Source organism: Rhodococcus sp. G-MC3, assembly GCF_030063335.1.
Taxonomy (GTDB): Bacteria; Actinomycetota; Actinomycetes; order Mycobacteriales; family Mycobacteriaceae; genus Rhodococcoides.
Genome location: NZ_JASISW010000008.1, coordinates 210,698 through 233,862 on the forward strand (window position 1 = coordinate 210,698; position 23,165 = coordinate 233,862).

22 protein-coding genes are annotated in these 23,165 nt (G+C 62.9%); 12 read left to right on the forward strand and 10 right to left on the reverse strand.

What is annotated here, in order from left to right; all coding sequences use genetic code 11:
* The first annotated feature begins 40 nt into the window (after nucleotides 1–40).
* Complete coding sequence (locus tag QMK17_RS11675) at nucleotides 41–1,666, forward strand: BCCT family transporter (RefSeq protein ID WP_283509209.1); 1,626 nt, start codon at nucleotides 41–43, stop codon at nucleotides 1,664–1,666.
* On the opposite strand, the gene QMK17_RS11680 is transcribed toward QMK17_RS11675, so the two are convergent.
* Complete coding sequence (locus QMK17_RS11680; protein WP_283509210.1) at nucleotides 1,617–3,152, reverse strand: dolichyl-phosphate-mannose--protein mannosyltransferase; 1,536 nt, start codon at nucleotides 3,150–3,152, stop codon at nucleotides 1,617–1,619. The genes QMK17_RS11675 and QMK17_RS11680 overlap by 50 nt on opposite strands.
* A gap of 44 nt (nucleotides 3,153–3,196) precedes the next feature.
* Between QMK17_RS11680 and rsmI the strand changes: the two genes are divergently transcribed.
* Entirely contained in the window at nucleotides 3,197–4,054 is an 858-nt protein-coding gene (gene rsmI / locus QMK17_RS11685; protein WP_283509212.1) for a 16S rRNA (cytidine(1402)-2'-O)-methyltransferase, read from the forward strand.
* On the opposite strand, the gene QMK17_RS11690 is transcribed toward rsmI, so the two are convergent.
* Complete coding sequence (locus tag QMK17_RS11690; RefSeq protein WP_283509214.1) at nucleotides 4,031–4,459, reverse strand: SRPBCC family protein; 429 nt, start codon at nucleotides 4,457–4,459, stop codon at nucleotides 4,031–4,033. The genes rsmI and QMK17_RS11690 overlap by 24 nt on opposite strands.
* A gap of 14 nt (nucleotides 4,460–4,473) precedes the next feature.
* Entirely contained in the window at nucleotides 4,474–5,496 is a 1,023-nt protein-coding gene (locus QMK17_RS11695; protein WP_283509216.1) for an alpha/beta hydrolase, read from the reverse strand.
* A gap of 143 nt (nucleotides 5,497–5,639) precedes the next feature.
* Here QMK17_RS11695 and QMK17_RS11700 point away from each other — a divergent pair, with 143 nt between their 5' ends.
* Nucleotides 5,640–7,019 carry a WS/DGAT/MGAT family O-acyltransferase gene (locus QMK17_RS11700; protein ID WP_283509218.1) on the forward strand — a complete coding sequence of 460 codons (1,380 nt, stop codon included), beginning with the start codon at nucleotides 5,640–5,642 and terminating at the stop codon, nucleotides 7,017–7,019.
* A gap of 173 nt (nucleotides 7,020–7,192) precedes the next feature.
* On the opposite strand, the gene QMK17_RS11705 is transcribed toward QMK17_RS11700, so the two are convergent.
* From QMK17_RS11705 to metG, 3 genes are all read right to left on the reverse strand, one after another.
* A complete protein-coding gene (locus QMK17_RS11705; RefSeq protein WP_283509219.1) occupies nucleotides 7,193–8,047 on the reverse strand; it encodes an IS3 family transposase in 855 nt (284 codons plus the stop codon).
* A complete protein-coding gene (locus tag QMK17_RS11710; RefSeq protein WP_283509221.1) occupies nucleotides 8,044–8,532 on the reverse strand; it encodes a transposase in 489 nt (162 codons plus the stop codon). Before QMK17_RS11710 ends, QMK17_RS11705 begins: the two co-directional genes overlap by 4 nt.
* 95 nt (nucleotides 8,533–8,627) lie before the next feature.
* Nucleotides 8,628–10,178 carry a methionine--tRNA ligase gene (gene metG, locus QMK17_RS11715; RefSeq protein ID WP_283509222.1) on the reverse strand — a complete coding sequence of 517 codons (1,551 nt, stop codon included), beginning with the start codon at nucleotides 10,176–10,178 and terminating at the stop codon, nucleotides 8,628–8,630.
* A 20-nt stretch (nucleotides 10,179–10,198) separates the two neighbouring features.
* Here metG and QMK17_RS11720 point away from each other — a divergent pair, with 20 nt between their 5' ends.
* The 3 genes from QMK17_RS11720 to rsmA all read left to right on the forward strand — a co-directional run bounded on the left by QMK17_RS11720 (nucleotide 10,199) and on the right by rsmA (nucleotide 13,235).
* Nucleotides 10,199–11,038, forward strand: a complete 840-nt coding sequence (locus QMK17_RS11720; RefSeq protein ID WP_283509224.1) for a TatD family hydrolase — start codon at nucleotides 10,199–10,201, stop codon at nucleotides 11,036–11,038.
* Nucleotides 11,039–11,177: 139 nt separating this feature from the next.
* Nucleotides 11,178–12,305 (forward strand): resuscitation-promoting factor, encoded by a 1,128-nt coding sequence (locus QMK17_RS11725; RefSeq protein WP_283509226.1) that lies wholly within the window; start codon nucleotides 11,178–11,180, stop codon nucleotides 12,303–12,305.
* 54 nt (nucleotides 12,306–12,359) lie between these two features.
* Nucleotides 12,360–13,235 (forward strand): 16S rRNA (adenine(1518)-N(6)/adenine(1519)-N(6))-dimethyltransferase RsmA, encoded by an 876-nt coding sequence (rsmA, locus tag QMK17_RS11730; RefSeq protein ID WP_283509227.1) that lies wholly within the window; start codon nucleotides 12,360–12,362, stop codon nucleotides 13,233–13,235.
* A gap of 59 nt (nucleotides 13,236–13,294) precedes the next feature.
* Here the strand turns inward: rsmA and QMK17_RS11735 are convergent, their stop codons facing one another.
* Nucleotides 13,295–14,281, reverse strand: a complete 987-nt coding sequence (locus QMK17_RS11735) for a helix-turn-helix transcriptional regulator (protein WP_283509228.1) — start codon at nucleotides 14,279–14,281, stop codon at nucleotides 13,295–13,297.
* Between the two features lie 172 nt (nucleotides 14,282–14,453).
* Between QMK17_RS11735 and QMK17_RS11740 the strand changes: the two genes are divergently transcribed.
* From QMK17_RS11740 to QMK17_RS11765, 6 genes are all read left to right on the forward strand, one after another.
* Entirely contained in the window at nucleotides 14,454–15,389 is a 936-nt protein-coding gene (locus QMK17_RS11740; protein ID WP_283509230.1) for a 4-(cytidine 5'-diphospho)-2-C-methyl-D-erythritol kinase, read from the forward strand.
* Nucleotides 15,389–17,185 (forward strand): ABC-F family ATP-binding cassette domain-containing protein, encoded by a 1,797-nt coding sequence (locus tag QMK17_RS11745; protein WP_283509232.1) that lies wholly within the window; start codon nucleotides 15,389–15,391, stop codon nucleotides 17,183–17,185. Before QMK17_RS11740 ends, QMK17_RS11745 begins: the two co-directional genes overlap by 1 nt.
* 85 nt (nucleotides 17,186–17,270) lie before the next feature.
* Complete coding sequence (locus QMK17_RS11750) at nucleotides 17,271–17,750, forward strand: GNAT family N-acetyltransferase (RefSeq protein WP_283509234.1); 480 nt, start codon at nucleotides 17,271–17,273, stop codon at nucleotides 17,748–17,750.
* 26 nt (nucleotides 17,751–17,776) lie between these two features.
* Nucleotides 17,777–18,226, forward strand: coding sequence for a nuclear transport factor 2 family protein (locus tag QMK17_RS11755; protein WP_283509236.1), 450 nt, complete (start codon nucleotides 17,777–17,779; stop codon nucleotides 18,224–18,226).
* Nucleotides 18,223–18,900 (forward strand): DUF4166 domain-containing protein, encoded by a 678-nt coding sequence (locus QMK17_RS11760; protein ID WP_283509238.1) that lies wholly within the window; start codon nucleotides 18,223–18,225, stop codon nucleotides 18,898–18,900. Before QMK17_RS11755 ends, QMK17_RS11760 begins: the two co-directional genes overlap by 4 nt.
* Before the next feature lie 70 nt (nucleotides 18,901–18,970).
* Nucleotides 18,971–19,963, forward strand: a complete 993-nt coding sequence (locus tag QMK17_RS11765; protein WP_283509239.1) for an enoyl-CoA hydratase/isomerase family protein — start codon at nucleotides 18,971–18,973, stop codon at nucleotides 19,961–19,963.
* A 4-nt stretch (nucleotides 19,964–19,967) separates the two neighbouring features.
* On the opposite strand, the gene QMK17_RS11770 is transcribed toward QMK17_RS11765, so the two are convergent.
* The 3 genes from QMK17_RS11770 to QMK17_RS11780 form a co-directional block, all read right to left on the reverse strand.
* The gene (locus tag QMK17_RS11770) at nucleotides 19,968–20,645 is read right to left on the reverse strand and encodes a hypothetical protein (protein WP_283509240.1); all 678 of its coding nucleotides are present in this window, start codon (nucleotides 20,643–20,645) and stop codon (nucleotides 19,968–19,970) included.
* A 96-nt stretch (nucleotides 20,646–20,741) separates the two neighbouring features.
* Nucleotides 20,742–21,395 (reverse strand): nicotinamide riboside transporter PnuC, encoded by a 654-nt coding sequence (gene pnuC / locus QMK17_RS11775; RefSeq protein WP_283509242.1) that lies wholly within the window; start codon nucleotides 21,393–21,395, stop codon nucleotides 20,742–20,744.
* 5 nt (nucleotides 21,396–21,400) lie between these two features.
* Nucleotides 21,401–23,104 (reverse strand): peptide chain release factor 3, encoded by a 1,704-nt coding sequence (locus QMK17_RS11780; protein WP_442972742.1) that lies wholly within the window; start codon nucleotides 23,102–23,104, stop codon nucleotides 21,401–21,403.
* Between the last annotated feature and the right edge of the window lie 61 nt (nucleotides 23,105–23,165).

A 23,165-nucleotide genomic window follows, 5' to 3' on the forward strand; every position in this document is an offset into this window, starting at 1 on the left:
CGTTTGCATTCCGTGCCGATTGCCAGCAATGTAATTCGTCATGGCAACGAATACCGAACGATCCCAGACTTCAACCGGTTCGAGCGGTGCCGATCGATACGACGGATTCGTCCCCGACTCATCACCGCCCCGGACCGATTTCCTCGTCTTCGGCGTCACGGCCGCGATCACTGCCGCCATCCTGATCTGGGGCATCCTCGCCGCCGACTCGCTCGAATCGACCACCTCGTCCATGTTGGACTGGCTCGTCACGAACATCGGCTGGCTGTTCATCATCGCGGCGTCCGGATTCGTCGTGTTCTCGATTTACCTGGCCGTCAGCAGGTTCGGAAAGATCCCGCTGGGTAAAGACGGCGAGAAACCCGAATTCAATACTGTCAGCTGGATCGCGATGATGTTCAGCGCCGGCATGGGCATCGGGCTGATGTTCTTCGGAGTCTCGGAGCCGTTGTCACACTTCGTCACTCCACCTCCGGGGACAGACGGCTCGGTCGGAACCGCCATGGCGACGACAATGTTCCATTGGAGTCTGCACCCGTGGTCCATCTATGCGGTTGTCGGACTCGCCGTCGCGTACGGTACCTACCGCAAAGGGCGTAAGCAGCTGATCAGCTCGGCGTTCATCCCGCTGATCGGCCGCCGCGCCGAGGGCCCCATCGGCAAGGTCATCGACATTCTCGCGATCTTCGCCACGATGTTCGGAACAGCGGCATCGTTGGGACTCGGCGCACTGCAGATCGGGTCCGGCTTCGAGGTCCTCGGCTGGCTCGGTGAATCCGGAACGCTGCTACTGGTTGCGATCGTCGCCATCCTGACTCTCGCCTTTGTCGCCTCCGCAGTGTCCGGTGTCGCCAAGGGAATCCAGTGGCTGTCCAATACCAACATGGTGCTCGCACTCGTGCTGGCGGTATTCGTCTTCGTCGTCGGCCCGACTGTGTTGATCCTCAACCTGATCCCGACCACCATCGGTGATTACGCAAGCCAACTCGTCCATATGTCGGCGCGGTCCGCAGCCGCCGGTGACGACGGTGAAACTGCTAGCTGGCTGTCGTCGTGGACGATCTTCTACTGGGCCTGGTGGGTGTCGTGGACGCCGTTCGTCGGAATGTTCCTCGCACGTATCTCGCGCGGACGCACCATCCGTGAGTTCGTTGTCGGCGTGATCCTGGTGCCCAGCGCCGTCAGTCTTGTCTGGTTCTCCATCTTCGGTGGCGCCGGGATTGCGGAGCAGGAGAAAGGGATCGACCTTGCCGGCCGTGACACCACCGAATCGCAGTTGTTCGGGATGCTCGACAACCTGCCCCTCGCCGGTATATCCAGTGTTCTGGTGATGATCCTGGTAGCGATCTTCTTCGTCTCGGGCGCCGACGCGGCGTCGATGGTGATGGGCACACTGAGCCAGCGCGGAACCCAGGAACCAAGCAGATGGGTCGTCATCTTCTGGGGTGTTCTGACGGGCGGAATCGCGGCGCTCATGCTGTGGACCGGCGGCGAGGATGCGTTGAACGGACTACAGACCATGACCATCATTGCCGCGGCGCCCTTCGTCCTCGTCATGATCGGGCTGTCCGTCGCTCTGTACAAGGATTTGTCGAGAGATCCGCTGGTGGTACGCGCTAGCGCCACGAGGGCAACCACAACTGCTGCTGCCACTGCTCGGGAGTAATCGGCATTGCCGTCAGGATCGGCCACAGCCAGATGAAGTTCGCCACGACAAGCGCGACGTAGAGGCACACCAACAGCAAACCCGTGCCTCTACGTTCGGCCGAAGCTCGGGCTCTACCGATGATCTGCCCGAGTATCAGCGCGAACCCCATCACCATGAACGGCGCGAGAGCGACGGCGTAGAAGTAGTACATCTGCCGGTCGAGAGTGGTGAACCAAGGTAGGAATCCCGCGGCGTATCCCGTGATCACCACGGCGAAGCGCCAGTCGCGGCGGACGAACATCATCCACAGGCACCACAGCAGCATCGGCACCGCGAGCCACCACATGGCGGGCGTTCCGATGAGCATGATCGCCTTGACGCACGAGGACGCCGAACAGCCTTGGACGTTGTCGCCGTCGGCGAAGTAGTACAGCATCGGACGCAGCCCCATCGGCCATGTCCACGGCTTCGACTCCCACGGATGACGGTTACCAGCCGAGTTGGTCAGCCCTTCGTGGAACGAGAGCACGTTGCCGCTGTAGTACCAGAGCGATCGCAGCGCGCCCGGCACGAAGGAGAATGGTCCGCCTGTGCCGATCTGATTCCCGACGGCGTGGCGGTCCACGCTGTTCTCGGCGGCGAACCACCCTGCATAGGAGCAGAGGTAGACGAACAACGGGATGACGACGAGCGCGTAGAGAGCCGGGCCGATATCGCGGACCGCCGTCCCGTACCACGGTCGCTGGACGCCGTTCGCGCGGCGTGCCGCGACGTCGAACGCCACGGACAGCAGGCCGAAGAACGCGATGAAGTAGACACCCGACCACTTGGTCCCGCACGCGAGACCGAGCATGATGCCTGCCCCGAACCGCCACCAGCGCACGCCGAGGCGCGGACCGAATCTGCTTGTCGCGACGCGGCCTTCAGCGCGCACCTTCGCCATCCGCTGCCGAACGTCGTCGCGGTCGACGACGAGACATCCCATGGCAGCGGTGACGAAGAATGCCAGGAAGATATCGAGCATCCCGATGCGCGAGGACACGAACGTGACACCGTCGACGATCAGCAGGACGCCCGCGATGGCGCCGACGAGAGTCGACCGCGCCAATCTTCGAACGATGCGAATCACGATAAGCACCAACAACGTTCCAGCCAGCGCCGACGAGAATCGCCAGCCCCAGCCGTTGTAGCCGAACAGAGCCTCGCCCACAGCGATGAGTTGCTTGCCGACGGGAGGGTGCACCACCAACCCGTAGGCCGGGTTGTCCTCGATGCGGCCGCCGGTCAACACCTGCCAGCCCTGCGGCGCATAGTGCTTCTCGTCGAATACCGGAGTGCCCGCATCGGTCGGATAACGGAGCATCGCGAAGCGTGTGATCGCGGCGATGGCCGTGACCACGAGGGTGACGATCCATCCCCGTCGACGATCGTCGTCTCGGTAGTAATCCGCTGGGGGAGCGCTCGGCCCGGGACTGACTACATACCGCTCGGTCGTCAAGGCCACATACCGATCGTAGGCGTCGGGGGAGAGTACGAGATCATGGGAGCATGCTGATCCTTGCCGCTACACCCATGGGCGATGTGGGTGATGCGTCCCAGAGACTGCGCGACGCACTGGCCACAGCCGACGTCGTCGCAGCTGAAGACACCCGGAGGACCAAGCAGTTGGCGTCGGCACTCGGGGTGACGATCACCGGCAAGGTCGTCAGTTTCTACGACCAGGTCGAGACCGCGCGCCTGCCGGGACTGATCGAGAGCGTTCGCGACGGTAAGTCGGTCCTGCTCGTCACCGACGCGGGGATGCCATCGGTGAGCGATCCCGGATATCGGCTGGTCGCAGCATGTGTCGAGGCCGATCTGCCGGTCACGTGCCTGCCAGGGCCTTCCGCGGTGACGACAGCCCTCGCCCTGTCCGGTTTGCCCGTGGAACGGTTCTGCTTCGACGGGTTCCCACCTCGCAAACAAGGACAGCGCAGCAAGTTCTTCGAAACCTTGAAGACCGAATCGCGCGCGTGCGTGTTCTTCGAGGCCCCTCATCGCCTCGCTGACTGCCTCGCCGACGCCGTCACGGTTCTCGGCCCGGACCGCCGGGCCGCGGTCTGCAGGGAGCTGACCAAGACCTACGAGGAGATCAAACGCGGAACTCTCGGCGAACTGGCTGCGTGGGCGGCCGACGGAGTGCGTGGGGAGATCACGGTCGTCCTCGCGGGTGCCGTGGCGGTCGCGTTGGACCCCGAGGATCTAGTCGACGACGTGGAGGAGTTGGTGGCGTCGGGCATGCGGCTGAAGGATGCCTGCGCGTACTTGGCCGTGGGCGGAACCAGTAAACGCGAGTTGTACGAGGCCGTGCTGGCCGCGCGAACCTCGGCCGAGTCCGAAGAATCAGCCGACGACCTGCTGACGTAGTCCCTCGGTTGCCGCTTCGAGCACGGTCTTGGTGCCCTTCTTGACCAGAAAACCTGGGATGGGAATCTTCGGCTCGACGGTGAGGGAGAACTTCACGTGAGTGCCCTTTGCCGTCGGGGTGAGGATGTACTCGCCGTGCTGACTCTTCTGTTGTGATCCCTCGACGAGATCCCACGTGACTTTGGTGTCGGACCAGGTGTATTCGACGGTCTGGTCGTCGTTGATGCCGAGGATCGAGACTGCCATCTTCACGTGGTGGGGGCGGCCGTCGTCGAATCTGTCGACGACCTCGATCTTCTTGTGCACGGGCGACCAAGACGGTAGCCCTTCGACATCGGCGAGTACGTCGAGAATCGCAGCCGGTTCGGCTTCGATGTCGACCTCTTTGTTTCCTGTGACAGCCATGGAGAGAACGTAACTCAGGCAGTGCTGGAGGCGACGGATATTGGCGTATGTGTCCGGACGAAGGCGGCAATCTTGCGGAGCGCTCGGTGAGATTCGGGGAGGAAGTCGGCGGCTTGGAACACGTGCACTTGGTCGTCCCACACCTGGAGTTCGCAGTCGACGCCCGCTGCATCGAGGCGGTCGGCCATGAGTTCGGCGTCGGCGAGCACCATTTCGGTGGACCCGGCCTGAATGAGCACGGGCGGTAGCCCGGTCAGATCCGCATCGACGGGGGACACCCGAGGGCCGCGCGTGCCATCGACGAAAATTCTGGCATCCACGCGGTCGGCCAGCACGGTCAGCGCCGGTACCGCGTCGGCAGGGAACACTGCGCAGCGCGACGCATTCTCGTGCGCGAGCTTGCCTGTCGGATCCATGTCCGTCAACGGCGACATCGTGACGATGCACGCAGGTGTCGGCATTCCCAGATCACGGAGCATCAGGGCGACCATGAACGCCAGGTACCCGCCTGCAGAGTCGCCTGCGATGACGATCTGGTCGGGCCGATAACCCGAATCGAGCAAGTAGCGGTAGCCGTCGACGCAGTCCTCGACAGCGTGCGAGATGGGGTTGCGCGGCATCATTCGGTAGTCGACCGACAGCACGGGCGCGTCGACACTTTTCGACACACGTGAGGTGAGCCGCCGATGACTGTTCAGACCGCAACAGACCAAGGCCCCACCGTGCAGATACAAGACCACACGGTTGTTACCGACGCCCTCGGCGCGGAGCCATTCCGCACGGCACTCGGCTAACATCACCGTGCTGCGCGTCGTACCTTTGAGCGGCGGCACCAGCAGTCCCGCGTAGTCGACGACGCCCATCGGCCACGGGAGATTCGGTGCCTTGGCCCACACCGAGAGAAAAGGGCGAACAGTGAGCCGGAGGTACGCCGACAGCGCCCTCGAACCGAGACTGCCACCGGGCATGTCCAGCCGGGTGGACGAGCTCGCGGGCAGCGATTGTGGCGTCTTGACAACGGTGAGCACGCGGTTCATCGTCCTCGCCTCCGTTCTCGTCGGTACTTGGAACTCCTAGTAACTCTTGGTAACGGACAATAACCCGTGATGGTGGTCTCTCGAACGTAAGGTCGTGTTCGATGTCACACCGTGATCGAATCCAGACAGAAAGGTAATCGCTCATGGCCCTCATGCCTGTTACTGAGTCCATGTTCCTGATCGCGGAATCGCGAGAGCATCCGATGCACGTCGGTGGGCTGCAGCTGTTCGTTCCACCCGGTGATCCTCACGAACTGGCGCAACTGATCCACGATAAATTCACCACAGGTGAGATGCATGAGCTCTTCCGGAAGCGTCCGGGGCGACCGGTCAACGTGATGGGCAGCCTCACCTGGTCGCGCGAGGACGACATCGACTTCGAGTACCACGTCCGACGAGTCGTGCTGCCGTCACCAGGTCGAATTCGAGAGCTGTTCCAGTTTCTCTCGCTCAACCACAGCACTCCGCTCGATCGCTACCGGCCGATGTGGGAGCTGCACATCATCGAAGGTCTGGCGGACGGGCGGATCGCGCTCTACACCAAGGTGCACCATTCTTTGGTCGATGGCGTCTCGGCCCTCAAACTCATGATGAACACGTTGACCACCGATCGCGAAGACCGAAACGGTGTCGCGACGTGGGATCCGTCGCTGTTCCGTGCGAAGAAGACCGCCGCCGAGGCCCCGTCGACGATGGAACGGATCAAAGGCGGCGCGACGTTCGGGCTGGGGCTGGCAGGGGATCTGTTCGATTTCGTTCCTGCTGCTGCCCGAATCGGTATGCGTGCGATCAAGAGCGAGGGCGCCCAGCTCCCACTTCGTGCGCCGCGGACGATGTTCAACGTGCCGATCGGCGGTGCCAGGCGCTTCGCCGCGGAGAGCTGGTCGATCGCCCGAATGGTCAAGGTGGCCAAGGAATTGGACGTGACGCTGAACGACATCATCTGCGCGATGTGTGCCGGAGCCCTACGCGGATATCTGATCGATCAAGATGCACTGCCCGAATTACCTTTGATCGCAATGGTTCCCGTGTCGCTGCGCAAGGATGGGGAGGACAATGGACCGGGCAACTCGGTCTCGACCATCCTGTGCAATCTCGGCACCCACGAATCGGATCCGCTGACGAGACTGAAGTGCATCACCAATTCGACCGCCAAGGGCAAGGACATGATGCGGGAGCTCAACACTCTCGAATCGCTCGCTTTCGGTGCCGCCACGATGCTGCCGCTGCTGTTCGGGCCGGTTCCGGGATTCGTCAACAACACCCCGCCCCCGTTCAACGTGATCATCTCCAACGTTCCCGGGCCCAAGGGTGAATTGTATTGGAACGGGGCAAAGTTGGACGGTATCTATCCAGCGTCGATCGTGTGTGACGGAATGGCACTCAACATCACCGTCGCGAGCAACGGAGATTCGATGAACTTCGGGCTCATCGGGTGTCGGCGAAGTGTCCCGCACCTGCAGCGGATGCTGACGCATCTCGAGAATTCGCTGGAGGAGTTGGAGAAGGCGGTCTCGGCCTGACCCGCTCTTGGCACGAGTGATGTTCGCATGAGTGATGTTGGCATGAGTGATGTTGGCACGAATGATGTTGGCATGAGTGATGTTGGCACGAATGATGTTGGCATGAATGGACCCTTGTAGCTGCCTAGCCGTTGTGCTCTGGTCCCCGATTGTTGGACTGGCTAAATGAGAGTCTAGGCAGCGGCGGCCTGGGCACGGTATTGCACCGGGCTCAGGCCCTCGAGCTGTAGTGAGATCCGGTCGTGGTTGTACCAATCGATGTAGCTGCGTACTGCGGTGGCCAGTGCGTCGATGTCGAGGTACCGAACGTGATGGAACAGTTCTTCTTTGAGATGCCCGAAGAAGTTTTCGATCATCGCGTTGTCCCAGCAGTTGCCTTTACGCGACATCGACTGGACTGCGCCAGCGCCGGCGAGCAAGGTGCGCCACGACGTGTGCTGATACTGAAATCCCTGATCCGAATGCACCAACGGTGCATCACTGCATCTCAACGTCGCAAGCGCGCCGGCGAGGGAACTGTTGGTCAATGCCAGGTTCGGCGACCTCGACAGCGAGTAAGAAATAATCTGCCGATCGAACAAGTCCATCACCGGCGAGAGATACAACTTCTGAACCCCGACCCGGAACTCGGTCACATCGGTCACCCACTTCTGATTCGGCTCCGCGGCCACGAAGTTTCGGTCCAACAGATTCGATGCGACCGCACCGACCTGCCCCTGGTAGGAGACATATTTGCGTCTGCGGCGGATCGGGCAGTGCAACCCGAGCACCCGCATCAACGTCAGCACGGTTTTCTTCGCCACCCGCCAGCCCTTGTTCTTCAGGACGCGATGGATAGGGCGATGCCCGTAGCGCTGATAGCTGCCGTCGAACTCCGCGGTGATCGCGGCCTTGAGTTCGGCCTGCTTGTCCGACGAATCGAGCCGGGACTGGTGGTAGAAGAACGTCGAACGAGCCAAGCCAGCGACGTCGAGCAGCACGTCGAGGCGGTACTGCGCCTTGAGGGATACAACAGCGAGAACCTTCACCGTCGTTTCTGATCCATCAAGGCCCGCAGTTTTCCCAGGTACGCCACCTGCGTGCGTAGTCGTTCGTTCTCGGCCCGCAGTGCCTCGAGCTCGGAGACCTCGCCGGCAGCGGAACCAGGCGGGGCCGCTGGGCGACCTTTACGTTTCGGTAACAGGCCGTCTTCACCGTCTTTGCGGTACATCCGCACCCACGGTTCGATGATCTTCGCCGAGGACAGCCCGTACTCGCGGGCCAATTCGATTTTGTTCTCACCGGCCAATACTCGTTGCACCACAGCAACTTTGAACTCTTGCGAGAACACTGTCCTGTCCGGCTTCTCCATCAGAGCATTCCTTCCACGAACCCGCCAGCGTCTGTGCAGCTGAGTCACCGCATCCTTGCTGACACCCAACGTGCCGGCCACCCACACCGACCCTCGGCCATCTTCGAACAACGCTACCGCCGTCGACCGTTGATCCTCGGTAAGTGAACTTCGTGCGCGCATACAACTGCTCCCCTCGAGTCGGAACTGAATTTCTCAGTCCAACTTCCGGGGAGCAGTGCATTGCGATGGTCCATTCATGCGGTAGGGGTCTAACCCTATTTCGCCTCGTACTTCGGAAACACCGGCGACGGCGCAGGAAGATCCGTGCCAGGAGTCAAGCGTGTTGCGATGTCGACGAACTCGTGTGCGGGGCTACCGAGCAACTCCAGGATCCGTGCTGCAGAACCGGGCATGATCGGTTGCACCAGAATGCCGACGACGCGCAGAACTTCCATCGTCACGTACAGCACGGTGGCCATACGATCCGGATCGGTCTTGCGCAGCACCCACGGCTCCTGCAGCGAAAAGTAGCGGTTGGTCTCGCCGAGTACCGACCAGATCGCGTCGACAGCGGAATGCAATGCCTGGACCTCGAATTCGCGTCGGCAGATTTCGAGTAGTGCGTCCGCTCGTGCCAACAACGCGTCGTCGTCGGCGGTGAACGCACCGGGCGTCGGGGTTTTGCCATCGAGGTTTTTCGCGACCATCGTCAGCGAACGCTGCGCGAGGTTGCCGAGCTCGTTGGACAAGTCGGCGTTCATCCGCGTAACGATCGCCTCGGCGCTGTAGCTTCCGTCCTGCCCGAAGGACACCTCACGCAGCAGGAAGAAACGCACGGGATCCAGGCCGAATTCGTCGACCAACGCGAACGGGTCGACGACATTGCCGACCGACTTGGACATCTTCTCGCCCTTGTTGTTCAGAAAGCCGTGGACGAACACCCGCTTGGGTAGCTCGATCCCCGCCGACATCAGGAAGGCGGGCCAGTAGACCGTGTGGAACCGAGTGATGTCCTTGCCGATGATGTGCAGATCGGCAGGCCAGTACTTCTGGTACTGCTTCGACTCCGTATCGGGGTAGCCGACTCCGGTGATGTAGTTGGTCAAGGCGTCGACCCACACGTACATGACATGCTCGGGATCGTTCGGAACTTTCACGCCCCAGTCGAACGTGGTCCGCGAGATCGAAAGATCTTTCAGGCCGCCCTTGACGAAGCTCACGATTTCGTTGCGACGAGTGTTCGGCGCGATGAAGCCAGGATTGACGTCGTACAGCTCGAGCAGTTTGTCCTCGTAGGCCGACAACCGGAAGAAGTACGACGCTTCCTCGGTCCACTCCACGGGAGTCTTCGTCTCGGTGGCAATTCGGGTGCCGTCTTCGGCGACCGTCGTCTCACCCTCGGTGTAGAACGACTCGTCGCGCACCGAGTACCAGCCGGAGAAGGCGTCCAGATAGATGTCGCCCTTGGCTTCCATGCGACGCCAGAGCTCTTTGCTCGCCTCGTGATGATCCTCGTCCGTCGTCCGGATGAACCTGTCGTAGGAGATGTCGAGAGTCTTGTCGAGCTGCTTGAAGACATCGGAGTTGCGCGTCGCGAGGTCCTGAACCTCGACGCCTTCCTTGATTGCCGTCTGCTGCATCTTCAGCCCGTGCTCGTCGGTTCCCGTCAGGAACATGACGTCGAAGCCGTCGAGTCGCTTGAATCGGGCGATCACGTCCGTCGCGATGTACTCGTAGGCGTGTCCGATGTGGGGGACGCCGTTCGGGTACGCGATGGCGGTCGTGACGTAGAAGGAGGGCCGTGAGGCATCAGCTGGCGCAGTCATGGTTCGCCTACTCTATCGGCGTGAGTAGAGAACGTCCCGCGCCACCTTTGCCCGAGCCCCTGCACAGCCTTGTCGACGCCCACACCCATCTCGACGCCTGCGGTGCCACCGACGCCGCGAGCGTGGCCTCGATCCTCGATCGAGCCGAGTCGGTCGGTGTCGGACGGGTGGTCACCGTGGCCGACGACCTCGATGCCGCACGCTTCGCCGTCGCCGCGGCTCAGTGGGACCCGCGCGTATGGGCGGCCACTGCGATTCATCCGACGCGGGCGAATGTTCTCGACGAATCCGTCAAGACCGAGATCGAGCGGTTGTCGGCCGATCCCCGTGTCGTCGCGGTGGGAGAAACAGGCCTCGACTACTACTGGCCGGGCAAGCTCGACGGTTGTGCGACGGTCCTGGAGCAGCACGAGGGCTTCCGTTGGCACATCGATCTGGCGAAACGGCTCGGTAAGCCGCTGATGATCCACAACCGCGAGGCCGACGACGACTTGCTGAAGGTCCTTCGGGAGGAGGGCGCGCCGGAGACGGTGATCTTCCACTGTTTTTCGTCGGGTCCGGAGATGGCACGAGCGTGTATCGACGCCGGTTACGTGTTGAGCCTGTCGGGAACCGTCAGCTTCAAGAATGCCCATGCGCTGCGCGAGGCCGCGGTACTGATCCCTTCCGGGCAGTTGCTGGTGGAGACCGACGCACCGTTCCTGACGCCGCATCCGTTCCGTGGGGCGCCGAACGAGTCGTACTGCCTGCCGTACACGGCCCGGGCGCTGGCGGAAATTCGAGGCGAAGATCCGCTGGAGTTGGCGGCGCATGTCACAAACACCGCCGAGCGGGTCTATGCGCTGGGCGCCTGTGCTTGAGAAAGCACGCCCAAGGGGAGCTGATCACGCACGTGCAGGTCGCAGAGTTGCGCGATGTCCACCAATTCGTTACCGTACCGTGATCCAGCCGACGGGCGTTTCGCACTGAAGGTAACGCTCCCGAATCCAGGAATGACTTGTGTCCAGTATTTCTCGTCTCAACACCGCCAGGTCGACGACGCTCTACCTGGTGGTCGCCGCATTGCTGGCCACGCTGATCGTCGGGGGCGCCACCGCGATCGCACGTCACAAAACGGTGACGGTCGATGTCGACGGACAAATGATCACGCTCAGCACGATGACATCCGACGTCAACGGCGCACTTGTGGCGGCCGGATACGAACCAGGTGACAAGGATCTCGTGGCACCCTCGGGCGACTCGTCGCTGTCGGATGGTGAGACAGTCGTCCTCCGCCGCGCGCGAGAGTTGAACGTGACAGTGGACGGCCAGCCTCAGCAGATATGGACGACGGCCTTGACCGTCGACGAAGCCCTGCAGCAGATGGACCTGGCGGAAGACGTGCACGTGTCCGCGTCCCGCGGCGAACGGCTCCCGCTCGAAGGCTCCGAGTTCGACATCGCCCTACCCAAGCAGGTCACCCTCGCCGACGGTGCCGCTCCCGTCGCCCCGATGACACTGGCAGCCCCCACCGTCGCCGAATTCCTGAAAGAGGCAGGCGCACCGCTGGAGCAAGCCGACACCGTCACCCCCGCTCCCGACGCCAAGGTCGAGGATGGCGTCGAAATTGTCGTCACCCGTGACCGCACCGAAACCAAGACCGAAACAACCGATGTCGCGCCGCCCGAGCAGCGCATCGAAGATCCCACCGTGAACATGAGCAAGACCGTCGTCGAGAACCCGGGTTCGCCCGGCATCTCCGACATCACCTGGAATGTCAACACCGTGAACGGCCAGGAAGTCGGGCGCGTGAAGGTCGACGAGAACATCAAGGTCCCGGCGCAGGCAAAGGTCGTGCGTGTTGGCGCCAAGCCGGGCACCGAGGTGCCTGTTGTCGAGAACGGCTCGACCTGGGATGCACTCGCTCAGTGCGAGGCCACCGGAAACTGGGCCATCAACACCGGAAACGGTTTCTTCGGCGGCGTCCAGTTCGACCAGAACACCTGGGAGCGCCAAGGCGGCCTGAAATACGCAGCGCGAGCCGACCTCGCGACCCGCGAAGAGCAGATCGCCATTGCCTCGGTGACGCAGAAGTCGCAGGGTTGGGGTGCATGGCCTGCATGTACCGCACGCCTCGGCTACCGATGAGACTCGGTCACTCCGCAGCGTGGGCACCTGTGACGGGTGCGTAGAGTTTTCACAGTGCCAGAACATGTGAGGGAACCCGCGGCTCTGCTCGGGCCTGCGGAAGTACGATCTCTCGCCGCCGAATTGGATGTCCGCCCCACCAAACAGCTCGGTCAGAACTTCGTCCACGACGCCAACACTGTTCGACGCATCGTCGCCTCGGCAGGCGTCGGTGGAGCGGATACCGTCCTCGAGGTCGGGCCTGGGCTTGGATCGTTGACGCTTGCGCTACTCGATGTCGCCGACGCGGTGATCGCGGTCGAGATCGACCCCAAGCTCGCCGCGCGGCTGCCGCAGACAGCCGCCGAGCGTGCGCCGTCGTACGCAGATAACTTGACGGTCGTCGAGGCCGACGCACTCCGCGTGAAGGCGTCGGACATTCCGGGTGAGCCTTCGGCGTTGGTGGCCAACCTGCCGTACAACGTCGCCGTTCCCGTTCTGCTTCACCTGTTCTCGGAACTACCGTCGCTGCGCACTGCGCTGGTGATGGTGCAGGCCGAGGTGGCCGATCGCCTCGCGGCGGATCCGGGCGGCAAAATCTATGGCATCCCCAGCGTAAAAGCAGGATTTTTCGGGACGGTCAAACGGGCGGGCTCCGTTGGTCGTTCAGTGTTCTGGCCGGTGCCCAAGGTCGAGTCGGGGCTGGTTCGCATCGACCGGTACGAGGACCCGCCGTGGTCGATGGACGACAAGCATCGCCGCCAGGTCTTCGCCGTCATCGATGCGGCATTTGCTCAGCGCCGCAAGACATTACGAGCGGCGCTGGCCGGTTGGGCCGGCTCACCCGTGATCGCCGAACGCAGGCTCAGGGAAGCTGGGATCGACCCGTCTGCTCGTGGCGAGACCCTTGACGCCGCAGCGTTCGTCAGGTTGGCGGGAACTGCGCCCTGATCGCTCGGCTTTCGGCATGAATGGACCATGGCAACGGTCAGACGGCTTGAAGGTGACATTCATGCGGACGGCGAGGCCCGGGTGCTCGCCAAATACCGTGCGCTGATCATCGTGTGACGCTCGGCCATCCGCAGGCATTCGTCGCGCAGTTCCGGCGGGTCCAGCACCACGAAGTCGGTGTCGAAGGCCGCCAACCATTGCGCGATCGACGTCAACGAGTCGCCTCCGAGCACGATCGCGCAGGTTCCGCCGTCCTCGGACTCCAGCGTTCCCCATCGTTCGTCGACCATAGGAGAAATCGTCTCGATGGGCGCATGCAACCGAACGCGAACCTGCACCTGGTTGAACGTCCGGTCGATTCCCTTCGCCACGAATGCGGCGGCACCGCCCTCGGGTAACTCGCGAGGTGTGAACCGCGGACCCGTCGGAATCTTCGGCTCCAGCCGGTCCACTCGGAATGACCGCCAGTCCTCCCGCATCAGATCCCAGCCGAGCAGATACCACCGCGCTCCCGAGCGGACGAGGCTGTAGGGCTCCACCTCACGTCTCGCCTCGCTGCCGTCGTGCGTGCGGTAGTCGAACCGAAGGCGCTCGTGGTTGTGGCAGACCCCGGCCACCGTCGACAGAATTGCCGCGTCGACAGCCGAGGCAGCCTGCCGCTCGACGACGTCGATCCTCAATGCGTCGAGTCGGTGCCGGATGCGCGACGGCATCACCTGCCTCAACTTGGTCAGTGCGCGCAGCGATGCCTCCCCGATGCCCGCGACGGATCCTCCCGCGGCTGATTGGAGCCCGAACGCCACCGCGAGGGCTTCGTCGTCGTCGAGTAGCAGTGGAGGCATCTCTGCGCCCGCACCGAGCTGGTAGCCGCCCCCGACGCCTGCCGTCGCATTCACCGGGTAACCGATCTTCCGGAGCTTGTCGACGTCTCTGCGCACTGTCCGGGGCGTGATGTTCAAGCGGTCGGCGAGGTCTGAGCCTGCCCAGTCGCGTCGTGCCTGGAGCAGGGACAGCAACTTCAGTAGGCGTGCCGATGTTTCCTGCATACCGAGATTGTGGCAGCAATTGGGGACGGAAGCTGTCCTGAATTGCCCGCCGGTATGACCGAATGCCCCTCTCGGTCTCCGCGGGTGGACCGAACGTCACATCCGCTCCGGACCAGGGCATGAACAATCGCCGGTTCAGCCCCTGGCGACTTCTCCACTACTGTTGACTACCGTGCTCTCAGTCGTCCACAGCCCCGTAGTCGTTCGGGCACCGTCGAAGGTCAATCTGCACCTGTCGGTCGGTGACCTCCGCGAGGACGGCTACCACGAACTCACGACGGTGTTCCAGGCTCTTTCGTTGTCCGACGAGGTCTCGGTTGTACCCTCGCAAGGTCTGCGGGTGATCGTCAAGGGCGCCGACGCCAAGTCCGTGCCGACCGACGAGCGCAATCTCGTCTGGAAAGCGGCAGTTCTTCTCGCCGACGCCGTTGGCCGCGAACCGCTCGTCGAGATCACCATCGGCAAGGGAATCCCCGTTGCAGGCGGCATGGCGGGTGGTAGCTCCGACGCTGCTGCGACGCTCGTTGCGCTCGATGCGATGTGGAAGCTGGAACTCTCTCGGGGCGAACTCACCGACCTCGCCGCGAAGCTGGGCAGTGATGTTCCGTTCGTGCTGCACGGCGGCACCGCAGTGGGTACTGGTCGGGGCGAGAAGCTGCTTCCTGTTCTTTCGCGCAATTCCTTTCATTGGGTCCTGGCATTGGCGAAGGGCGGGTTGCAGACCCCCGCGGTCTTCACCGAACTCGACGAACTGCGCGTCAAGGGCACCCCGCCCCGTCTCGGCGAGCCTGATGCGTTGATGCAGGCCCTTGTGAGCGGCGACGCGCACGCGCTCGCCCCATTGCTGGGCAATGATCTTCAAGTTGCTGCTGTGTCGTTGCTGCCGCAGCTGCGCCGGACTCTGCGGGCAGGTGTCGCTGCCGGTGCTCTCGCCGGAATCGTGTCCGGATCCGGTCCGACGTGTGCGTTCTTGTGCGCCGATTCCGACGCTGCGGTGTCGGTCGGCGCAGAGTTGTCCGGTGCGGGCGTGTGCCGCACCGTGCGTGTTGCGAGCGGCCCCGTCCCGGGTGCTCGCGTGGTTACTAGTGAATCGATTGGTTTCTCCTGATGGTCAATCTCGTCAATCTCGAAAACGTCTCCAAGTCGTTCGGCGTCAAGCCGCTTCTCGAGGGCGTGTCCCTCGGTGTGCAGGAGGGTCAGCGCATCGGCATGGTCGGCCTCAACGGCGGCGGTAAGACCACCACGCTAGAGGTTCTCGCCGGCATCGAGCCGCCCGATTCGGGCCGTGTGTCCAGGGTCGGCGGTTTGCGCATGGCCGTGGTGACGCAGCGCGGCGTGCTGCCGCCGGGATCGACCGTCGGACAGGTGGTACTCGATCCGCTCGGCATGGCCGAGCACGAGTGGGCCGGAGACTCGCGCGTTCGAAACATTCTGACGGGCATCGGGATTGCGGACCTGGGTCCGGTCGGAAGCTCCGGACTCGACGCTCCCATCGACAATCTCTCCGGTGGTGAGCGCCGTCGTGTCGCACTGGCGGCCGCGCTGGTTCAGGATCTGGATCTTCTCGTCCTCGACGAGCCGACCAACCACCTCGACGTCGAAGGTGTGCAATGGCTTGCCGCGCATCTCGTTTCGCGTCGCAGTGCGCTCGTCGTCGTCACCCACGATCGGTGGTTCCTCGACACCGTCGCGAACCAGACGTGGGAGGTTGTCGGCGGCGGCGTCGAAACGTACGAGGGCGGTTACAACGATTGGGTCTTCGCCCGCGCCGAGCGCTCACGCCAGGCGGATGCGTCCGAAGAGCGTCGCCGCAACCTCGCGCGCAAGGAACTGGCGTGGCTGCGGCGCGGGGCTCCCGCGCGAACCTCCAAGCCGAAGTACCGCATCGAGGCCGCCGAGGCGTTGATCACCGACGTGCCTGCGCCCCGCGACTCCGCCCAGTTGGCCTCGTTCGCCCAGCGTCGTCTGGGTAAAGTGGTCATCGAGCTGGAAGACGCTCGGCTCGAAACCCCCGACGGTCGCGAGTTGGTCAAGGACTTCACCTGGCGTCTTGCACCCGGTGAGCGTGTCGGCCTGGTGGGCGTCAACGGATCGGGAAAGACCACCCTGCTTCGTACCCTCGCGGGCGAACTGGAACCTGCTGCGGGCAAACGAATTCAGGGTCAGACCGTCAAGATCGGTTGGCTCAAGCAGGAATTGGACGATCTCCCGAAGAAGCTCCGCGTTCTCGACGCCGTCAAGGAAGTTGCCGAACGAATCACATTGGGCGACAAAGAAGTATCGGCAGGCCAACTCGCCGAACGTCTCGGGTTCACGCCGGCCCGGCAGCGTACGCCGGTCGGTGATCTGTCCGGTGGCGAACGTCGCCGCCTGCAGTTGACGCGTGTACTCATGGCCGAGCCGAACGTACTACTGCTCGACGAGCCCACCAACGACCTCGATATCGACACCCTCCAGCAGTTGGAGGATCTGCTCGACGGCTGGGCGGGCACGATGGTCGTGATCAGCCACGACCGGTACCTGATCGAACGCATCTGTGATTCGACGTGGGCATTGTTCGGCGATGGAAAGCTCACGAACCTGCCTGGCGGCATCGAGGAATACCTTCGTCGGCGGGCAGTGATTGCCGCCGAGGCGACGCCCGATGCCTTGACCACCGGTGGACCGGTGAAGCGGGCAGTGCGGGACGCAGGCTCGGAGCGTGCTGCACGCAAGGAGCTCAGCAAGCTCGAGAAGCTCGTCGTACGCCTCTCGGACCGCGAGATCGCTTTGCATGCCGAATTGGCCCAGGCCTCGAATGATTCGGGAAAGCTCACCGAACTCGATTCCGAACTCAAGAAGGTCGTCGCGGACAAGGACGTCGCCGAAGAGCGCTGGATGGAACTCGCTGCCGAACTCGACTAGGAGCTGTGTGCAGCCACGCACAGGCGACGCGACCTCGTGTTGTGCCCCACCAAGGCACGGGTGCATGCGGGCCTAGTCTGACTGCATGACTCTCACCCTCGTGCCGATGAACTCCGAGCGAATTGCTCGGTGGCTGGCCCTCGGCCGTGCGCAATACATCGACGAGCGCATGGGCGCAGGGGAGACCCGCGCCGAGGCCGAGGCCAACGCCGAGGCGTCGTACAACACGACGTTCCCGGACGGGCGTGCTACGCCGTCGCAAAAAATCTTCGACGTACACGACGACGGTCATGTCGTCGGGCAGCTCTGGATCGCGCCGCGCCACGATGCCGAGCCTGCGCACTGGTGGGTCTGGGAGATCGAAATCGACGAGGAGTTCCGCGGACGAGGGTTCGGTCGCGCAACGATGCTGCTCGCCGAGGAGCAGGCCCGCAGCGAAGGTGCCTCGTCGTTGGGGCTCAATGTGTTCGGTGGGAACGCCGTCGCGCGGGGGTTGTACGCGTCGATGGACTACCGGGAGACGTCGATCCAGATGCGCAAAGATCTCTCGATCCGGCAGCGGTGACGGGCTGGGCGCGCTAGCTTTCGACGATGGACCCCGTCGCCGAGATTCAGCGCCTGAAGTACCGGTATGCACGCACGTTGGACACGAAGTCGTGGACCGAGTTCGCGGACACCCTGATTCCCGAGGCCACGGCGACCTATGGGGAACATCTCGAATTCGAGTCCAGGAGCGCGCTCATCGAATTCATGCGCACCACGCTCGGGCCGGCCGTCATCACCGAGCATCGTTGTGGGCATCCGGAGATCGAGGTCGACGGCAGTTCCGCGACGGGAATCTGGTACCTCTCGGACACTGTGATCATCCCCGAACACAACGTAATTCTTCGGGGTGCAGCCTTCTATCGCGATCGATACGTACGGTGTGGTGATGGGACCTGGCGCATCGCACACACGGGCTACGAAAGAACCTACGAGTACGTCGTGTCCACCACGGACATGCCGAGTTTCAGCTTGACCGCCAATATGTGGTCGCAATGAGTTCCGTCGTCCGAGCAGTGCTCGGGTCTGCTTTCGAGGACTTACACCCCAAAGTTCGGTGGCGTTTCGGGTTGTCCTCCGACGACAGCCACTGCCAGCTGGGCGTCGGGGTGATGGAAGAAATGACGCACTCGGCCCTCGTGCCGCCGCCCGTGCTGTGGCTCGGCGGCAAACGAGGTCTTTTCCCCGCAGGCAAAGCAACGGACGTGCCCTTCACTGTTGCCAACTATGCCTACGTAGATGCCATCGGCAGGGAGACACTCTCGTTCGTCCGCCGGTTCGCTTTCGCCGGCAAGCCGCAGGGCATGAACTCGGTGATGGTGACGCCCGCACGTGCGGAGAAGCCCGATTACGCACTCGACTACCTGGGCTACCGTTCGGACATGATCGTGCACACCCGGTGCAGCGTCGACGCCGAAGGCGGACTGCTTCTGGAAAGTGATGGGCCGCGGGTGCTGGGCGTGAAGATCCCACAACTGGCATCGGCACTGACCGCGGCCCGCGAATGGTGGGACGAGAATGAGCAGCGGCATCGGATCCAGATCGATGTCACGAGTCCGGTTCTGGGAAAGTTGTTTCACTACCACGGCTGGTTCACCGCCGAGGAGTATCCATGTGCCGCCGCTGATATCCCCGACTACGCCGTTCCGTCGAAACTGATGGAACGTGAGTGATGAGCCTGCGGTGACCGTCTCCGCGCAGTAGGTTGATCACAATTCGAGTAGCTTCGCGGAAGGGGTGTACGTGGGCGTCGTGGAATCGAGTGTGGCGGCAGGCGTCGGGCACATAGTGCTCGATCGACCGGAGGCTCTGAACTCGTTGAACGGCGAAATGATTCGCCTCATCACCGAAGCCCTCGAATCCTGGCGGGAGGACGACGACGTTGACACGGTGCTCGTCACCAGTGCTGTTCACGGTGCCTTTTGCGCAGGGGCGGACGTCAGGGTCGTGCACGAGTTCGTGCAGCGTGGTGATACGAGCGCCGGGCTACAATTCTTGGCCGAAGAGCACGCGCTGAACGCGATTGTCGCCGACTATCCGAAGCCGTACGTCTCGGTCATCGACGCTGCGGCGCTCGGCGGCGGATTGGGGATTTCGGTCAACGGATCAGTATGTGTGGTGACGGAAAATGCTGTTCTTTCGGTGCCGGAAACCGCGATCGGCCTGGTTCTCGGTGTCGGATCCAGCTATTTTCTGTCGCGGCTACCCGGCTCGATCGGGAAGTTCATCGGACTGACCGGGGCGCGAGTGAGCGGTGCCGACGCTGTCGCACTCGGATTGGCCACGCACTTCGTTGCTGCCTCCGATGCGCGAGAGCTCATCGAGAGCATCAGGTCCGGTAAGCCGCTCGCGGACGTCTTGGACAGGTACTCGAAGCCGGTCCCCGAGTTGAGCCTCGATGCGACCGACATCGACTTCGCGTTCAGTGCACCATCCGTCATCGAGATGGTGGGTCGACTCGACACCGACTCGCCTTGGTCGTGCCTGGCGATGTCGCAGCTGCTCACGTTGTCGCCGATGAGCCTCGTCGCAACGAATGCTCTTATCGCGCTGGGATCGGGCAGCACTCTGAAGGAGTGCTTTGTCCGAGAGCTCCGGTTTGTCGAATGGATGATCGGCCAACCGGACTTCGCGGAAGGAGTACGCGCGGTGCTGATCGACAAAGACAGAACTCCGCAGTGGAACCCACTGGTACTGGAAATGGTCCAGCCAGCGGCGTTCCAACACTTCTTCTAGGCGATCAGCGGTAACCCTTTGCCGGGTTCAGCAGGTCGAGGACGATGGTCTGACCGTTGGACCGGACATGAACCTCGGGGTTCTGCAGTCCACCGGAGACGAGGTACTCGCCCAGAAGCTGAAGAAGCTCGTCGGGTCCGACGGAAGTGTCGGGAGTGCGGATGTCGCCGGTGCGGCTGCCCAGCTCGTTCTGGGTGAGGCGGCCGGCGATGCGAACCGATGCGACGCCCATGGCGGTGCGGCGGTCCGGTGCAGCGCTGCGGCCGGTGCCCGTTGCCGGGGTGGCGGTGGCGGATGCATGAGTGGAACGGCCGTTGGTAGGCAGGCCGTGCTCGGAAATCTGATCGCTTGTAGTCACTTCAACCTCGTTCGAATCCAGGGATGGCTGCTTTGGCGTCGTGCTTTCGGGTTCGTGCTTCGTTCCGGACTTCGGCGCATTCTGTTCGGATGCAGCGGAACGCGCCTCGGCCGCATTCACGGACTCGGCGGGGACGGACTCGGCGGTGACGGACGTTGATTCTGCTGCTGTGGTAGCGGCCGAATCCGACTTCGTGGCATCTGCTTTCGACATGTCCGTCCTGGACACACCAGGGGCCAGCTTGGGCGTGGGGGAACTCAGGCGATGAGCAGGGGCCTGACCGATCTTGATGCCGGCCAGCGGATAGCTGGAGCCCTGTGTCATAACCAAACCCCACGTCAGATGCAGTGAACTCGACGGCCCACGAGCCGAAACCTACTCGAAGTCCGTTCGGACCACCGAACAATAACACCCCGCCGGTTAAGCGGCTATTCTATGGTCGACTTTCCCGTTCTGGATACGGATCCAGACGATGAATCCCCAGATCACGAAGGCTGCGTACACCAGATAAAGAAATGCGGACGGGTAAAAACCCGCTCGGAACAGCAGGGGCACGCCGACGATGTCGACGCCGATCCACACCAGCCAGAACTCGGTGAGACCGCGTGCCATCCCAAATGTGGCGAGCAGCGAGCCGGTGAAGATCCACGCGTCGGCCCACTTGCCGTAGGACCCGAGATAGTCGAACAGTTGGGCAAATGCCAGTGTTCCGACCAGCATCACGGCAGCCATCAGTAATCGCTCTTTGGGCCTCGCCCAGCGCGGCGCGACGGCGGAGGCATGAGTCCGTGCGGTGCTCAGCCACTTCGACCAGCCGTAGACACTGACGGCGATGAACAGTAGTTGGCGACCGGCTTGGCCGTAGAGATCCAATGCTTGGGGAGTATGGAAGACGCCGCCGAGGAAGACGGTGAACAGCAGCGCATTGCCGACGATGCCCACCGGCCATGCCCAGACCACGCGGCGCATCCCGCCGATGGCCGACGCCAATCCGAACCCGTTTCCGATGATCTCGCGCCACAGAACAGGGTGGCCTGCGATGGAGAGCTCGGCGTCGAGCAAATGGACCAGCACGCCGCCTACTCGCCCGCGGCGACGAGAGGTTCGAGCGTCAGATCGGGCATTTCCTTCTCGAGATACTGCAGGCGCCACTTGTCGCTCACCAACGCGAGAAGAGCACCGTCCGTTCGGGTGAACACCTCGACCCCGCGCTGACGGCCAAGCTCGACGGCCGACTCGGCGTCGGTGCGTCGTGCCACGGAATACGCGAGGGGTTCGAGTCGAGCATCGACACCGAACTCGGTCTTCATGCGGGCGGTGACGACCTCGAACTGCATCGGTCCGACGGCGGCGAGGACCGGGGAGGCGTCGCCGCGAACGTCGTTGCGCAACACCTGAACAACGCCCTCGGAATCCAACTGTTCGACGGCGCGCCTGAACTTCTTGTACTTGTCTGCGCTGTCGACGCGCAATGCGGCGAAGTGTTCGGGCGCGAACGACGGAATCGGCGGGTACTCGACCTTCTTGTCCGTGTACAGGGTGTGACCCGGTGCAAGAGCGGTGGCGTTGACGAGTCCGACGACGTCACCGGGGTAGGCGTTCTCGACGGTCGTGCGTTCGCGTCCGAAGACGGTCAGTGCATATTTCGTCGTGAAGGGCTTGCCGGTCTGAGCATGTGTGACGACCATACCGCGCTCGAACACGCCGGACACGACACGCATGAACGCCAATCGGTCACGGTGCGCGGTGTCCATTCCCGCCTGCACCTTGAACACCACGGCGCTGAACGGATCGGTGATCTCGCGGACCGCGCCCTTGACATCCTCACGTGCGCCGGGTGGCGGCGCCAGGGCAACGAGTGTGTCCAGGATCTGGCGGACACCGAAGTTCAGCATGGCCGAGCCGAAGATGACGGGAGAGGTCTGACCGGCGAGGAACAGTTCCTGGTCGTGTCCTTGGCCGCTCGCAACGAGCAGTTCGCTCTCCTCTAGCGCGGTGTCCCATTCGGAACCTTCGCGCGCTGCGGCGGCATCGGCATCCATCAATTCCTCGGGGGCGATGGTCGCACCACCTGCTGTGCGTGTGAAGCGGATGTAGTTGCCCTCGCGAACGTCGAGGAGGCCGCGGAAATCGCCTGCGATTCCGACAGGCCAGTAGAGCGGCGTCGGCGTCAGGCCGATGCGCTTCTCGATCTCGTCCAACAATTCCAGCGGTGATTGACCCGGGCGGTCCCACTTGTTGATGACGGTGATGACCGGGATGCCGAACTGACGGCATACCTGGAAGAGCTTGAGGGTCTGAGGCTCGAGACCCTTGGCGGCGTCGATGAGCATCACGGCGGCGTCGACGGCCGTCAGGACGCGGTAGGTGTCCTCAGAGAAGTCGGCGTGGCCAGGGGTGTCGACGAGGTTGATGACGTGGACGTCGTCGATCGCCGAGTCGACCTGGTAGTTGAACTGCAGCGCAGTCGAACTCACCGAGATACCGCGGGCCTTCTCCATTTCCATCCAGTCGGAGACTGTCGAGCGACGCCCGGCCTTGCCATGGATCGCGCCGGCTTCGGAGATGACTCGGGCGTGCAGCGCGAGCGCCTCGGTCAGCGTCGACTTACCGGCGTCGGGATGTGAGATGACGGCGAAGGTGCGCCTACGGGCAACCTCGGAGGCGAGTTCCTTGTGCACGTTCTTGGTCCCGCTGGGTACCGGCTCGGTGGGGACAGAGTCTGATTCGGCGTGAGCTGGGCTCGTGTCGATCGGAGCGTCTACCGAATCGGGCGTACTCAAGCGAACCTCTTCTACGTAACGGGAGTGTTGTGGCCGGTACCAGGGTACTCGGACGTATTCG